The sequence below is a fragment of the Flavobacterium bomense genome, assembly GCF_003970355.1.
The window spans coordinates 98,599-114,150 of sequence record NZ_RYDJ01000010.1 but is presented as its reverse complement, the minus strand read 5'-3'; the positions used below and the strand labels follow the sequence as shown (position 1 = coordinate 114,150).

At 33.2% G+C, this 15,552-nt stretch carries 10 protein-coding genes; 4 read left to right on the top strand and 6 right to left on the bottom strand.

What is annotated here, in order from left to right; genetic code table 11:
* Positions 1 to 205: 205 nt before the first annotated feature.
* The 4 genes from EKL98_RS10075 to tsaD form a co-directional block, all read right to left on the bottom strand.
* Positions 206 to 1,153 (bottom strand): zinc metalloprotease, encoded by a 948-nt coding sequence (locus tag EKL98_RS10075; RefSeq protein ID WP_126460042.1) that lies wholly within the window; start codon positions 1,151 to 1,153, stop codon positions 206 to 208.
* A 509-nt stretch (positions 1,154 to 1,662) separates the two neighbouring features.
* Positions 1,663 to 2,301, bottom strand: coding sequence for a DUF4159 domain-containing protein (locus EKL98_RS10070; protein ID WP_126460039.1), 639 nt, complete (start codon positions 2,299 to 2,301; stop codon positions 1,663 to 1,665).
* A 77-nt stretch (positions 2,302 to 2,378) separates the two neighbouring features.
* Positions 2,379 to 3,083, bottom strand: a complete 705-nt coding sequence (locus tag EKL98_RS10065) for a 16S rRNA (uracil(1498)-N(3))-methyltransferase (RefSeq protein ID WP_126460036.1) — start codon at positions 3,081 to 3,083, stop codon at positions 2,379 to 2,381.
* Between the two features lie 3 nt (positions 3,084 to 3,086).
* Positions 3,087 to 4,109 carry a tRNA (adenosine(37)-N6)-threonylcarbamoyltransferase complex transferase subunit TsaD gene (gene tsaD / locus EKL98_RS10060; RefSeq protein ID WP_126555958.1) on the bottom strand — a complete coding sequence of 341 codons (1,023 nt, stop codon included), beginning with the start codon at positions 4,107 to 4,109 and terminating at the stop codon, positions 3,087 to 3,089.
* Positions 4,110 to 4,275: 166 nt separating this feature from the next.
* On the opposite strand from tsaD, the gene EKL98_RS10055 reads away from it, so the two are divergent.
* The 4 genes from EKL98_RS10055 (at position 4,276) to EKL98_RS10040 (ending at position 12,181) form a co-directional block, all read left to right on the top strand.
* A complete protein-coding gene (locus tag EKL98_RS10055; protein WP_449404008.1) occupies positions 4,276 to 8,745 on the top strand; it encodes a translocation/assembly module TamB domain-containing protein in 4,470 nt (1,489 codons plus the stop codon).
* 377 nt (positions 8,746 to 9,122) lie between these two features.
* On the top strand, positions 9,123 to 10,109 hold the full coding sequence (pfkA, locus tag EKL98_RS10050) for a 6-phosphofructokinase (protein WP_126460027.1): 987 nt from the start codon (positions 9,123 to 9,125) through the stop codon (positions 10,107 to 10,109).
* A 75-nt stretch (positions 10,110 to 10,184) separates the two neighbouring features.
* On the top strand, positions 10,185 to 11,189 hold the full coding sequence (gene gap, locus EKL98_RS10045; RefSeq protein WP_126460023.1) for a type I glyceraldehyde-3-phosphate dehydrogenase: 1,005 nt from the start codon (positions 10,185 to 10,187) through the stop codon (positions 11,187 to 11,189).
* Between the two features lie 140 nt (positions 11,190 to 11,329).
* A complete protein-coding gene (locus EKL98_RS10040) occupies positions 11,330 to 12,181 on the top strand; it encodes an N-acetylglucosamine kinase (RefSeq protein WP_126460020.1) in 852 nt (283 codons plus the stop codon).
* A 155-nt stretch (positions 12,182 to 12,336) separates the two neighbouring features.
* Here the strand turns inward: EKL98_RS10040 and EKL98_RS10035 are convergent, their stop codons facing one another.
* The gene (locus tag EKL98_RS10035; protein ID WP_126460017.1) at positions 12,337 to 12,717 is read right to left on the bottom strand and encodes a RidA family protein; all 381 of its coding nucleotides are present in this window, start codon (positions 12,715 to 12,717) and stop codon (positions 12,337 to 12,339) included.
* Between the two features lie 49 nt (positions 12,718 to 12,766).
* Complete coding sequence (locus EKL98_RS10030; protein ID WP_126562199.1) at positions 12,767 to 15,517, bottom strand: putative LPS assembly protein LptD; 2,751 nt, start codon at positions 15,515 to 15,517, stop codon at positions 12,767 to 12,769.
* Positions 15,518 to 15,552 lie beyond the last annotated feature (35 nt).

The following is a 15,552-nucleotide window of genomic DNA, read 5'->3' as shown; positions in this document are numbered from 1 at the left end:
ATTTTTATTTAAAAAAAAATTTTATGATTACTTATTTATTAAATAATTTAAATCTTGCTTTTTGGATAAGAACAGTAAAGACTATTTAAATAAAATTTATGCTGTTAATAGGTTACTTATCGTAATGAAGAAATATAAACACGTAATGCTTATAAATAAAATAGGCGACTTTTTAGGTCGCTTATTTTATAAATTTATTTAGGAATTATACTCCAAAACCTGCTCTTGCTCCGCCTGCAACAAAAATTGCAGCCATTCTTGATTTTTGGCCATTAGAGAACATATACATACCCCTATCATCTGTGTAATCCATGTAATTCATAGTCATTTCTACAGGAGTTCCAGAGCATGTGCTGTAATGAGGATAAGCAGGAACGCCATAATTAGCAGTATTGTGTGTAGGTGTGTCAGAAACTAAATCACTTCCACAAGTTGCATCACCCCAGATATGACGTAAATTCATCCAGTGTCCTACTTCGTGAGTTGCTGTTCTTCCTAAGTTATAAGGATAAGCCCCTGATCCAGATAATCCAAAATATTTTGAATCAACTACAACACCATCAGTAGCCGTTGATCCGCCAGGAAATTGCGCATAACCTAAGATACCGCCACCAATAGTACAAGCCCATATATTAAGTGATGTTGTTGGTGAAGTAGGGTCTAAACCGCCTTGTTTTGTTTTTTTCATAGCATCTCTTGTGCCCCATGAAGTTTTAGTAGTAGATTTTCTATTTATTGTTTCTAAAACGAAAGTAATACCAACATTTGCTGCAACTCCAGAGAATAAAGCGGGAGTACTGCTGAAATCTGAATTAGTAGCATTAAAATCTTCGTTTAATACATCTATTTGAGATTGAATTTGAGCATCAGTTATGTTTTCTGCCGCAGTTCTGTATAAAACGTTTACAACTACAGGAATTTCTACTTTACCGTTAACTAATCGACCGGCTAACATTGCTTTTTCAGTAAATGCTTCAATTTTATTCATTCTCAAGGCTAATGATGGATCAGCTTTCATTTGTGCAGCAAGAACTTCTTGAGTGGCACAACCGCGTTGAGATACAGCGCTTGCTTCCGAAGTTGTTTCTGCTGTATCATTTTGACAAGAGAAAAGCATTAAAAGAGCAGCAACGGGTAAAAAAAAATTTTTCATAATCGAGTTTGTTATAAATTAATAGATTTGGTTAATGATTTAACAATTTTATAACAATTATTTCATGAAAAAAAATAAATATCTATTTTTTCATGAAATAAATATCAATTATGACTTTTTAGTAGCCTCTTTCTGCTGTCGTGTTCTTGATTTACCTCTGGTCTTAATAAAATATATTTAGGGAGATTGTAATTAATATTATTCTTATTAAATGATTCTTTAATGCTAATTTTACCTCTGAAAAAAGAAAGTAATGGTGGATTTTTCAAACTATTTATTTTCACAATTAATACTAATCTGTATTTTTTATTTGATTGTTAGCGATGGCATCTTTCAAAGAAGGATATTAAGAATTATAGCGCTACAGAACTCGAAAGTTCAAAAGTCATAAAGTCAAAAAAAATGTAAAAATAGTATCTTAAAATCAATTTGTTACTTCTTGTTGTCTAATTGTAAAACACGACATTATACGATGATTGTTACTCAAAATAAATTATTGGTAAGCAGTGTTAATTATTAAAAATATAATTGATAATATTTGCCCCCATTTTTAATGCTTTTTCTCGAATCGCTGCTGGATCATTATTGACTTCTGGATCTTCCCATCCATCTCCTAAATCGCATTCATAGGTATAAAGCAGTATTAATTTATTTTTTATAAAAAGTCCAAAAGCTTGGGGTCGTTTACCGTCATGTTCGTGTATTTTGGGTAATCCGTTTGGGAACGAGAATGGTTTTTGAAAAATGGCATGACTCGCTGGAATTTCCACTAGACTATTATTTGGAAATATTTTTTTGATTTCTTTTCGGATGTATTGGTCCATTCCATAATTATCATCAATATGAAGAAATCCTCCAGCCAGCAAATAATTTTTAAGGTTGTTGCTATCAGCAGCACTAAAAACTACATTTCCATGGCCGGTCATATGCACATAAGGGTATGAAAATAAATCAGGACTAGCAGGCTCAACCGTGGCTGGCTTTGTTTTTATTTGGGTATTTATAGTTGCATTGCAGTATTTTATCAAATTGGGTAATGATGTTGGGTTTGCATACCAATCGCCACCACCACTGTATTTTAACAATGCAATTTCCTGCGAAAATGAAACGACCGAAAATAATAAGAGTAAATAAAATATTTTTTTCATAGCCAATTTCTATTATTTGCACCCATTTTGTGCATTGTTTTTTTTTGATTGTTCAGCAATCCAAACACGTTTTATTATTATTCATTGACAAAGTGTATGCTGTGACAAGCCACTATTGCTGCCGTTTCTGTTCGTAGCCTTGTATTTCCTAATGAAACCGGAATGTACTTGTTGTCAATTGCCAATGCAATTTCTTTTTCTGAAAAATCACCTTCAGGGCCTATTAGTAGGGTCACATTTTCATTTGGTTTCAAAACGGATTTCAATGATTTTTTATCCGTTTCCTCACAATGGGCAATTAATTTAAGGCCTTCATAGTTGTGTTTTAAAAAATCTTTCATCAATATGGCCTGATTTAATTTCGGCAGGTATAATTCGTTAGATTGCTTCATGGCAGCTAATAAAATTTTATCAAATCGTTCATTATTGATAACTTTTCGCTCTGAGTGATCACAAATAATAGGTGTGATTTCGTGAATGCCTATTTCGGTTGCTTTTTCCAAAAACCATTCGTAACGGTCATTCATTTTAGTTGGCGCTACAGCCAGATGTATGTGAAATTTTGCAACTGGGGCTTTTTCGAACGAAAGGATTTTAACGGTGCATTTACTGTCGGATGCCAGTGTTATTTCTGTTTTAAATAAGTAGCCTGAGCCATTGGTTACAAATAATATATCGGTATCTTTCTTGCGTAATACTTTGATAATGTGTTTGCTTTCTTCTTTATCAAAAGAAAAAATTGTCGTGGATTCTGTAATAGTAGGGTTAAAGAATAATTGCATAATTTATAATTGTATTCTTGCTTTAGAAACAACAGATGAAGTTTCAAATGTTTGGGTTAAAAATTTTTGATATCCTACAATTCCTATCATTGCAGCATTATCAGTAGTGTATTCAAATTTAGGAATAAAGGTTTTCCAACCATATATGTTTTCTGTTTCCTTTAATGTATTTCGGATTCCGGAATTAGCAGAAACGCCTCCGCCGATGGCTATTTGTTTGATCCCGGTTTCTTTTACGGCTAATTTTAATTTGTCCATTAAAATTTCAATAATAGTATGTTGGATTGATGCGCAAATATCATTTAGATTCTCAGCAACAAAGTTTGGATTTTCTAATTTTTTCTTTTGAATAAAATATAAAATAGCAGTTTTCAAACCGGAGAAGCTAAAATTTAATCCTGGAACTTTAGGTTTTGTAAACACAAATGCTTTTGGGTTTCCTAATTGCGCATATTTATCAATTAAGGGGCCACCAGGGTAGGGAAGTCCTAAAATTTTAGCGCTTTTGTCAAAAGCTTCTCCAACTGCGTCATCAGTGGTTTGACCAATTACGGTCATGTCAAAAAAATGATCTACTTTGATGATTTGTGTATGTCCACCGCTTATAGTTAAGGCCAAGAACGGGAAAGTGGGTTTTTCATAGCCCTCTTCCTCTATATAATGTGCCAGGACATGAGCTTGCATGTGATTTACAGCAATCAAAGGAATTTGTAAGGCCAGGGCAAGTGATTTTGCAAACGAACTCCCTACCAGTAGCGAACCCATGAGTCCCGGACCTTGTGTAAATGCAATTGCAGATAACTGTTCTTTTTGTATATTTGCCTTTCGAAGCGCCGCATCGACTACCGGAACTATGTTTTGTTGGTGTGCACGTGAGGCGAGCTCAGGAACTACGCCACCATATTGATTATGAATTAGCTGATTTGCAACAACATTTGACAATACTTTATCGTTGTGTAAAATGGCCGCTGCAGTATCATCACAAGAACTTTCAATGGCAAGAATAAAAACCTCGGGATTTTGCATAAAAAGGCATAAATTTGGAGTTACATTTGATGATTAGTTTACAAAAAACAACAATTTTGTAAAGGCCAAAATTAAAGAATTTTTATTTAAGGCACAGGAGTTTCCAGAGGTAAAATGAAATTTTAGAAAATTTAAATATATAGTAGGTATCAAAAAAATAAAAAAAATAGTATTTCGGTCTCTACTTGGACTAATCCTACTTTTACTTGTACTTGGTATTGCTCTTACCCTACCATTTGTTCAAACTAAAATAGCACAGTATTTCACCCGAAGTCTCAATAAAGACTTTGGAACTAATATTGCTATTGACGGAGTTGTTATATCTGTTTTTGGAGGTGTAAAATTCAAAAAAGTATTGATTCTGGATCACCACAAAGACACTTTAATTTATTCGGATAGAATTGCAACGACTATTTTAGAAGGTAAAAAATTGCTGGACGGTGATCTGATTTTTGGTGATTTGCGGTTGAGTGGTTTAGTATTTAATTTAAAAACGTACAAAAATGAAAAAGAGTCTAATCTCGATAAATTTATAGCCGCTTTTGAAACCGGAAGACCATCAACAAAAAAGTTTCTGCTCACCGTAAAGGAATTAAAAATTTACGATAGTCATTTTATTTTGACAGATCTAAATCGTGAAATTCCAAAAGACTTGGATTTTACTAAACTGAATGCTTCCGTAACGAATTTTAAAATTTACGGTCAGGATGTAACGACTATGATTGATAAAATGTCATTTTTAGATTTTCGGGGTTTATATGTTAAAAATTTAAACTCAAAATTCAGTTATTCCAGAAAAAACTTAAAACTAGAAAATCTGAATTTGTTGACCAAAGAATCCACCTTAAAAGGGACTGTATTGTTAAATTATAAAATTGAATATTTTTCTAATTTTACCGATAAAGTACTCTTTGATATTAAACTGGATGCTGCCTCAATTGCTTCAAATGATATTCGTTGCTTTTATAAAGAAATAGGGAAAAATCAACATTTTTATATCAAAGCATCTATTAAAGGAACGCTTAATGATTTGAAATTCAAAAATTTAAAATTAGTTGATGATCGGAAAACACAGATCAACGGTGCTATTAATTTTAAAAACTTGTTTGCCAAAAAAGGGCAGAAATTTTCGATGTATGCCAGATTTGACAAATTAACCTCTAGCTATGATAATTTGATAGTTATATTACCTAATATTCTTGGAAATAAATTACCCAGTTCTCTAAAAAAGTTAGGACGATTTTCAGCTTCTGGAGTTTCAAATGTTTCTACAACTGTTGTCAAAGCTGATTTTTCTATGATAACGGCGTTAGGTAAAGTAATCTCTAATTTAGAAATAAAAAATATAAATGTTATTGATAAGGCTTCTTATATTGGGAACGTTATTTTAGAAAATTTTGATATTGGAACTTTATTGGATCAAAAAGAACTAGGAAAGGTAAGTTTGAATATGGATATCGATGGTAAAGGATTCAAAGAAAAATACCTGGACACAGCTATCAAAGGGAGCATTAGCCAAATAGAGTATAAAAAATACAATTACACGAATATTGATGTCAATGGAGCCCTTAAAAATCCCAATTACAAAGGACAAATTGCCATAAAAGATCCTAATTTAAGTATGAATTTTGAAGGTTTATTGGATTTAAGCAAAAAAGACAATAGATACGATTTTCACATTAATGTTGAAAACGCAGATTTGAATAAATTAAAGTTAATTAAGGATTCTATTGCTGTATTTAGAGGCGATGTGGTAGTTCAGGCATCAGGAAATACTGTAGAAAATTTTCAAGGAAATGTGTATATCAACGAAACCTCCTATCAAAATGCAAAAGACACGTATAATTTTGATGATTTTACCATAAATTCAACTTTTGATGAAAATAGAGTGAGAACCATAACTGTAAATTCACCAGATATTGTTCAGGGTGAAATTGTAGGTAAATATGAATTCAACCAATTGGAAAACCTGGCAAAGAATTCTTTGGGAAGTCTGTATACGAATTTCAAACCTAACAAGGTAAAAAAAGGACAGTTTCTTAAGTTTAATTTCTCTATATATAATAAAATAATTGAAATATTTTACCCTGATATTTCTATTGCACCCAACACTATTATAAAAGGAAATATAAACTCCGATAATCAGGAATTTAAACTCAATTTTAATTCGCCTCAAATTATAGCTTCAAACAATACACTTGATAATATAAGAGTTTCGGTAGACAATAAAAATCCGCTTTATAATGCCTACATAGAACTGGACAGCATAAAAACAAAATACTATAAAGTACGTGATTTTAGTCTGATAAATGTCACAATGAAAGACACGCTTTATTTTCGTTCGGAGTTTAAAGGGGGACCAAAAGCAGAGGATTATTTTAATCTGAATTTATACCATACTATTAATGAGGATAACAATAATGTAGTTGGAATTAGTAAATCAGAGGTGAAATTTAAAGACTATTTGTGGTTTTTGAACGAAAAAGGAGCAACTGATAACAACGTTGTTTTTGATAAATCATTTCAAAATTTCAACATTGATAACATTGTGTTGTCACATGAAGAACAGGAAATTTCTTTAGTGGGACTTTTTAAAGATACTACAATTAAGGATTTACAACTGAGTTTTAAAGATGTGGATCTAAACAAAATCACGCCTGCTAATGATAAATTTATTGCACATGGAAATATCAATGGAGAAGTAAATTTCAAGCAAAATAAAGATGTTTTTCAGCCTACATCTTCTATAGTTATTGATAATTTGAATTTAAATAAAATAGATTTAGGAACTTTAAATTTTGAAATTGAAGGTGATGAAAATCTTAGCAAGTTTACCATAAATTCTAATTTAGAGAACAAAAATTTTGAATCATTTAATGCGGATGGTAGTTTTGAAATTGTCAATAAAGAAACCATTCTAGATTTGAGGCTAAAATTTGATAAATTTAATATCGCAACCTTGAACTCTTTGGGTGGTGAAGTATTGTCTAATATACGAGGTTCAATAGCCGGGAATGCTACCATAGAAGGAAATCTTAAGAAACCTAGTATAAATGGCAGGCTGTACCTTGACCAAGCAGGAATAACCATACCCTACCTGAATGTGGATTACGGTTTAAGTGATAACACAATTATAGACCTGACCGATGACCGATTCTTGTTTAGAAACAATACCTTGACAGACACAAAATTTGGCAGTGTAGGGAAGTTAAACGGAAGTATTGGGCATACTAATTTTTCGGATTGGAAATTAGATTTAACCGTTAATTCAAAAAGGCTTTTAGCATTAGATACTAAGGATATTGAAGATTCAGCTTATTATGGTACTGCATTTATAGATGGAGTTGCCACTATAAAAGGACCAACTAATTCATTGTTTATAAAAGTAGCTGCAAAATCAGAGAAAGGAACAGCCATAAAAATTCCTATTAATAATGCCGAAAGTGTAAGTGATAATATTTTTCTTCATTTCCTGACTGCTAAAGAAAAATACAATGTAAGGAACGGCATTGTAGAAAATACCCGGAATTATAATGGCCTTGAATTGGAGTTTGATTTTGATATTACACCGGATGCCGAAGTAGAGGTAATTCTAGACCGAAACACAGGTCACGGAATGAAGGGAAAAGGTTTTGGCTCTTTGTTGTTTAAAATAAACACGACGGGGAAATTCAATATGTGGGGTGATTTTCAAGCGTATGAAGGGACTTATAATTTTAAATATGGAGGACTGATAGACAAGAAGTTTGAGGTCAAAAAAGGAGGGTCAATTTCCTGGGAAGGGAATCCGATGCGCGCACAGTTAAATCTTGAAGCAGTATACAAAACTACTGCAAATCCTGCAATTTTGTTAGAAAATGCTTCTTTTAATACGAAAGTCCCCGTGGAAGTAGTTATAGGAATTAGAGGCGATTTGACTAGTCCGGAACCCGATTTTAATATTGAATTTCCAACAGTCAGCACGGTGTTAAAATCGGAAATCCAATATAAGTTAAATGATAAGGACGTGAGACAAACTCAAGCATTGTACTTATTATCTTCCGGTGGATTTTTAAGTCCGGAAGGAGTAAGTCAATCTGATTTTTCAGGAAGTTTGTTTGAGACCGCCTCTAGTCTTTTAGGAGGAATAATACAATCTGACGATGAAAAATTTAAAGTGGGTCTGAATTTCATTGGAGCCGACAGAAGAATAGGAAGAGAAACAGATGGACGGTTTGTTGCAACAATTTCATCCAAAATAAACGAAAGAATAACGATCAATGGAAAGCTAGGAGTTCCTTTTGGTGGGATTAATGAATCCGCTATCGTAGGAGATGTTGAAGTGTTATATAGGGTTAATGAAGATGGAACACTTAATTTACGATTGTTTAATAAAGAAAATGATATCAATTATATTGGGCAAGGGATTGGTTATACCCAAGGTTTAGGAGTTTCTTACGAAGTAGATTTTGATACGTTCAAGGAGTTAGTCAATAAAATTTTTACAAATCTAAAAATAGACAGAGTGACAGTGCCCGCCGCTGAAGATCAAGATTCTGACTTATCTCCGGATTATATTAATTTTATGAAATCTAAAAAACCCAAAACAGAAAAAACCAAAAAAAATCAAGAAGGTTTAGTCCCGGAGGAAAACTAATTTTTTTGTAAACAGGAGGAATCAGAACCAAGAATTCATACAAATGAGAATGAGAATCAGGATAGGAGATTAACGATATCTGCTTCAGTACCAATTAAAAGAATTTCAGACTTACCACAAGGACGTTTTTTTTAATTCCTCATTTGTAAATACGTAATGGATCATTGTCATAAAACAATCATAAAAACGCTTAAATTGTTAATTATCAAATAAAAATTCATTATTTTTTTATTTTGTTAAATAAAATTCGTTTTATTTTGATTTTTCGAAAACTTATTAACGAAAACGTTTGAATTTTGGTTGCTTAACTAATTTATAAAAAACACGGCTCTGTAAGTGCTGAATGTTTGCTAGTTTTACACTTTAATACTTAAATAATGCCAAAAACAATAAAAAAAGTTGGTGTTCTTACTTCGGGAGGAGACTCACCAGGTATGAATGCAGCAATTCGATCCGTTGTTCGGACATGTGCGTATCATGCTATTGAATGTATAGGAATATACAGAGGATATCAGGGAATGATTGAAGGCGACTTCAAAGAAATGGGACCTCGTAGCGTAAACAACATTGTTAATAAAGGAGGGACAATTTTGAAGTCAGCACGTTCTTTAGAATTTAAAACTCCAGAAGGAAGAAAAAAAGCACACGATAATTTGATTAAAGCAGGAATAGATGCTCTAGTAGTAATAGGGGGCGACGGTACTTTTACCGGTGGTTTGTTGTTCAATAATGAATTTGATTTTCCAGTAATGGGAATTCCGGGAACTATTGATAACGATATTTTTGGGACCACCCATACGTTAGGATATGATACCGCTTTGAATACCGTTGTGGATGTCATTGATAAAATTAGAGATACCGCAAGTTCACACAATCGTTTATTCTTTGTAGAAGTGATGGGTAGAGATGCCGGTCACATCGCTTTGAATGCCGGTATTGGTGCCGGTGCCGAAGAAATTCTGATTCCAGAAGAAGATTTAGGATTAGAGCGATTATTAGAATCCCTGCAAAAAAGCAAGGCTTCTGGTAAATCATCCAGCATTGTTGTAATAGCAGAAGGAGATAAAATAGGGAAAAACGTATTTGAATTAAAAGATTACGTAGAAGCTAATTTGCCGGAATATGATGTTAGAGTTTCTGTTCTGGGCCACATGCAACGTGGCGGTTCCCCTTCTTGTTTTGATCGGGTTCTTGCCAGTAGATTGGGCGTAAAAGCAGTTGAATCTTTGCTGGAAGGCAAGTCAAAGTTCATGGTAGGGTTAAAGAACGATACAGTTTCATTGACACCTTTGGAACAAGCCATTAAAGGCAAAACAGAAATTGATAGAGAATTATTAAGAGTTTCAGACATAATGTCTACATAAAGGGATTAAAGTTTATAGTGAGGAAATTAGACTTTAGAGCAAGTTAATATTTAAATAAACAAAAATTAAAGTAAAATGTCAAAAGTTAAATTAGGAATAAACGGTTTTGGAAGAATAGGGAGAATAGTTTTTAGAGAATCGTACAACAGAGATAATGTAGAAGTAGTTGCAATTAACGATTTATTAGATGTAGATCATTTAGCTTACTTATTAAAATACGATTCAGTTCACGGACGTTTCGCCGGAAAAGTAGAAGTGAAAGACGGAAAACTTTTTGTAAACGATAAACACATCAGAATTACTGCAGAAAGAGATCCTGCAAATCTAAAATGGAATGAAGTAGATGTAGATGTTGTAGCGGAATGTACTGGTTTTTTCACTACTATTGAAACGGCAAAAGCACACATCACCGGTGGTGCTAAAAAAGTAATTATTTCTGCACCTTCTGCTGATGCGCCAATGTTTGTAATGGGTGTAAATCATGACAAAGCGTTAGCTTCAGATACAGTGGTTTCTAATGCTTCTTGTACTACAAATTGTTTGGCTCCTTTGGCCAAAGTAATCAATGATAATTTTGGAATTGTTGAAGGTTTGATGACTACTATTCATGCAACAACTTCAACTCAAATGACAAATGACGGACCATCAAGAAAAGATTTCCGTGGCGGTAGATCAGCATTAGTCAACATGATTCCATCTAGTACAGGTGCTGCAAAAGCAGTAGGAAAAGTAATTCCGGAATTGAACGGAAAACTAACAGGGATGTCTATGCGTGTTCCTACTGTAGATGTTTCAGTAGTAGATTTGACCGTTAAATTAGCAAAAGAAACAACCTATGAAGAAATCATGGCTGTTCTAAAAACAGCTTCTGAAACCACTATGAAAGGTGTTTTAGGATATACCGAAGATGCTGTAGTATCACAAGATTTCGTTTCGGATCCCCGTACTTCAATTGTGGATGCTAATGCAGGAATTGGTTTGAATTCTACTTTTTTCAAAATTGTATCTTGGTATGATAATGAATATGGTTATTCAAGCAAATTGATCGATTTATCAGTACATATTGCAGGTTTAAAATAATTAATTATATTTACAAAGTCCCGTTATCTTTATAGTAACGGGACTTTATTTTTTATTCCCTTTTTCATTTATATTTTGTTAATACCTTCCTTTATGAAAGTATTAGGAAATATAACAACAAAACCAAAAACCAGAAAAAAATGAGATTAATAGTTGATAGTGGTTCTACCAAAGCCGATTGGATTGCAATAGATACAAATGGTAAAATATTGTTTACAACTCAAACCTTAGGATTGAATCCTGAAGTACTTGAAGAAGATGAAATTATTGAACGCTTAAATGATCGTTTTGATATTTTGCAAAACAAGAAAAATGCAACCCATTTGTTTTTTTATGGAGCAGGTTGTGGTACTGAAAGAATGAAAATTGCACTGTCTCAGGTTTTTCAAAAGTATTTTCCTAATGCTATTATAGATGTCAAAGAAGATACCTATGCCGCCGTTTATGCAACGACTCCAAAGGGAGAAAAAGCAATTGTTTCTATACTGGGGACCGGATCAAACTGCAGTTATTTTGATGGCAAAGAACTCCATCAAAAAGTACAGTCATTGGGATATATCGCCATGGATGATTGCAGCGGAAATGTTTTTGGAAAAGAATTAATCAGAAAGTACTATTTTAATAAAATGCCAAAAGAACTGGCCGTTGAATTCGAGAAAGAATACAACCTTGATCCAGATGCTATAAAAAGCAAATTGTACAAAGAACCCAATCCAAATGCGTATTTAGCGACTTTTGCGAAGTTCCTGATTCAGCACAAAGAAACGGAGTTCTGCAGAAAAATTATTTTCAAAGGAATGAAATCTTTTGTAAAAAATTACATAAAACAATACGATAACTGCAAAGAAATTCCAGTTCATTTTGTGGGGTCCATAGCCTTTTATCTCAAAGAAGAGCTGCAAGAAATATTTGATAAATATGAGTTGCAATTAGGCAATGTATTGCGACGACCTATTGATGGTTTAATTGCATATCATATTGCAAATAAATAGTTTTTCAGAGTTTATTTTTATCAAAAACCACTGTTAATTTACTTTAGAGCAAGTAAATCAACAGTGGTTTTTAATTTATAACTAATTGATAACGGACATTCTGAAATCGTTTCAACCGTTTTTCTTGTTTTAATAATGAAAGCGGAAAAAAAGCACTAAAGAATAGCGATCATTGAGATTTCAATATTCACATTTTTTGGCAAACAGGCCACTTGAACTGTTTCCCGTGCCGGAGCAGTTTTCTCGTTAAAATAGGAACCATAAACCGTATTTATTTTCCCGAAATCGGTCATATCCATAATAAATATTGTGGTTTTTACTATGTTTTCAAATGTCATTCCGGCGGCTTCCAGAACTGCTTTCATATTTTGCATGACTTGTTCTGTTTCGGCTTCGATTGAATCAAGAACTAACGTTCCAGTTGCCGGATTTATTGCAATTTGACCTGATGCATACAATGTGTTTCCTTTTAGGACTGCTTGGTTGTACGGGCCAATTGGTGCAGGAGCATTTTCTGTAAAAATTATCTTTTTCATACGTTCTATTTTATGTAATTCAATTTAGTTTAAAAGTCTCCTGGCCTAATTACCGATTTATAGTACTTCGTTTGTCCCATTTGATATCGCTGAGCACGCCTGATTTTATTCCAATGAAGAATCCCCAGTTTGCATTATCACCAAATGGAGACCAGTTAAAATCCATTCTCCAACTTAATAAATCCCTTTCAAAACGAAGCTGAGTAAAGGTAACTCCTTTTTGAACAAAATCGTACCCGGTTGATATTCCTGCTTTCCATTTTGGAGTGATATCAGCATTAGCTGAAATCATTATCGAGTTACCAATTATTTGATTCTCTCTATTATTGTTTCCATAGGTCAAAGAATAGGCAAAGGTCATATCCCATGGTAATTTTGAATTAAAAAACTCAGAAATTTTATCTTCTCCATCATCTTCCTCTTCTTCGTCAAACTGACTTTTCCTGTTGTCTCCTAAGTCCGTATTGGTACCGAACAGATCATCTCCACGGCCCCCATTTCTTCGACTTTGTTCATTTGTGTCTTTTTCTTTTTTATCATTTCCTTTACTGGAAATAGAGTAATTTAAAGTCATATTAGAACTTGTCATTCTAAAAAGGCTGCCGCCGTTGTTAATATTAAAGACATTAATTCGGTTTCCGGAGTTATCAATCGCATAGGGATCTAACGTTGCGCCAAAATTGACATTCATTTTATTTTGAAAAAGTTGGGTACCACCACTAACTCGTATCGGCGCAAAAGCTAATGAATTGACACCATCTGCATCTAAATTATAGCTGGTAGATAGGTTTAAGTTATTCAGCAGCATTATTTTTTTAGGTTCAACCTTGGTGCTATCGCTATCAGTAACTTTTGCTTCAATAGTGTTGCTCAAATCAAATCCTAACGAATTCGAATTATTCAATCCTGGGGCTCCAAAAATCCCGCTTTCAAATCTGGAATATTGTTTTGTCATTGTCCCGGTTGCATCGGATGCGTAGGTGTCATAATATTTTTCGAAACTTGGGGTATACCCATACGAAACAGATGGTCTCATGACGTGCCGAATTGATTTTATCTTTTTGTTTTCACCAAAGTTAAAAGTTCCATAAATAGTGGTTCCCAGACTTGAAGAGAAGGAATAGGTTCTAAAGGCATCAAAGCCATTAACCGTTTTATCGACTACGGTGCTTTGGTTTTGGTCAAAACTTCTTTCAATTGTTTTGGTATACCAAATTTCTTCATAATTTACGGATGTAGACGCACTGAAATATTTAAATAATTTAAAATTGGTGCTTAACGGAATACTGTGTTGGAAACCAATTTTTGCATCCCGGAACATTTGTGGCTTGAAGAATAAAGAATCGGTAGTAACAATGCTGTTTCGGCCATTCAGATTATATTGTAAATTGATGTTCTTGAAAAACCCTTTTTTTACGCCGTCTTTCCCCACAAAAGGATAAATCCGATCCACACTCAGTTGTAGTGTAGGTAGTGTCATATTGATTTCTGCGGTTTGTGTGTTTTGCGAGTGAGTTGCAGTCAATGACATTCTAACTTGTGGAATTGAAGTGAATGTTTTTGAATACGACACAGAAGAACTTAAGGTATTATTTAGATTTGAACCAATATTTATCTGATTGATAGATTGTCGAAAATATTTACTACTTCCAAGATTCACAGAGGCCGAAAAACTAGAATTAGGATTCGATTTAGAGTCTTTGGAATGGGACCATTGTATGTTATAAATATTTTGTTTTAAGTAATCAGGGTAGCCTCTTTCGCTGGTAATTAAGTTTTCAAATCGAATGTTTAAGTTTCCTCTATAATTGTATCTTTTGGCATAACTGGATTCAAAACGCAACCCGTAACTGCCATTAGTATAATAATCGCCTAATACGGTTAAATCATAATTATCACTCATGGCAAAATAATACCCTAAATTTTGCAACGAAAACCCTCGGTTGTTGGAGTCGTTATAGCTTGGTAAAATTAATCCTGAAATGCTGGTTTCTTGGCTCATTGGAAAAAAAGCAAAAGGCAATGCAATTGGAGTAGGAACATTTGCAATAACCATATTAGTCAATCCCGTAACTACTTTTTTGCCTGGGATGAATTTTACTTTGCTGGTTTGAAAATAATATTCTGGATTGTCTACATCTTTTGAAGTAGTAAAACGGGCTCCTTTTAGAAAATAAACAGAATCATTTTCTTTTTTGGTCTGCGTTGCTTTTATTTTAAATTCGCCTTGATCTGATCGTGAGTTCCAAATTAAAGCTTTTTTTGTTTTAAAATTAAATCGGATAGAATCAGGTTCAATAACATTAGTGCCCTGTTTGAAATTTGGAAACTGTGTATATGCTCCTGTAGAATCTTTGATGCGACCGGCATAAACTTCATTTTTTTCATAATTCATTACAATTATACCAGACTTCAATTCAATGTCTTGATAATACAATTCTGCGTTATTATACAAAGTAATGAGCTTTTTCTTTTGATCAATTTTAGCATATTGATCGGCTTTGTATTTTACCTTTCCGTCAAGGAATGCTTTGGTAGGCTTTATACTGTCTTTTTGTATTGAATCCTTCTCTTTTGTAGTAGTTGCAACAGTAGGAACCTTTTTGATAGTTCCTAAAGTAGTACTATCTATTTGTTTACTAACGGAAATCGCCGTCTTTTTTTTTGATATATCTTGAGAATATAATTTTCCAGACCCTAAGGATAGGAAGATTGATAATAAAACGATATTAAATAAGTTTGTATGCAAAGGTTTAAATGCTATTTTTGTAAAATTATGGCCTGTTTTTTGAGATGTCAAACTTACATATAAATTTTTGTCAAAAATAGTCAAAT

Coding starts and splice junctions, on each gene's coding strand:
- EKL98_RS10070 (WP_126460039.1), bottom strand. CDS start 2,301: ATGAAAAAAATATTTTATTTACTCTTATTATTTTCGGTCGTTTCATTT.
- EKL98_RS10040 (WP_126460020.1), top strand. CDS start 11,330: ATGAGATTAATAGTTGATAGTGGTTCTACCAAAGCCGATTGGATTGCA.
- EKL98_RS10075 (WP_126460042.1), bottom strand. CDS start 1,153: ATGAAAAATTTTTTTTTACCCGTTGCTGCTCTTTTAATGCTTTTCTCT.
- EKL98_RS10065 (WP_126460036.1), bottom strand. CDS start 3,083: ATGCAATTATTCTTTAACCCTACTATTACAGAATCCACGACAATTTTT.
- EKL98_RS10035 (WP_126460017.1), bottom strand. CDS start 12,717: ATGAAAAAGATAATTTTTACAGAAAATGCTCCTGCACCAATTGGCCCG.
- pfkA (WP_126460027.1), top strand. CDS start 9,123: ATGCCAAAAACAATAAAAAAAGTTGGTGTTCTTACTTCGGGAGGAGAC.
- gap (WP_126460023.1), top strand. CDS start 10,185: ATGTCAAAAGTTAAATTAGGAATAAACGGTTTTGGAAGAATAGGGAGA.
- tsaD (WP_126555958.1), bottom strand. CDS start 4,109: ATGCAAAATCCCGAGGTTTTTATTCTTGCCATTGAAAGTTCTTGTGAT.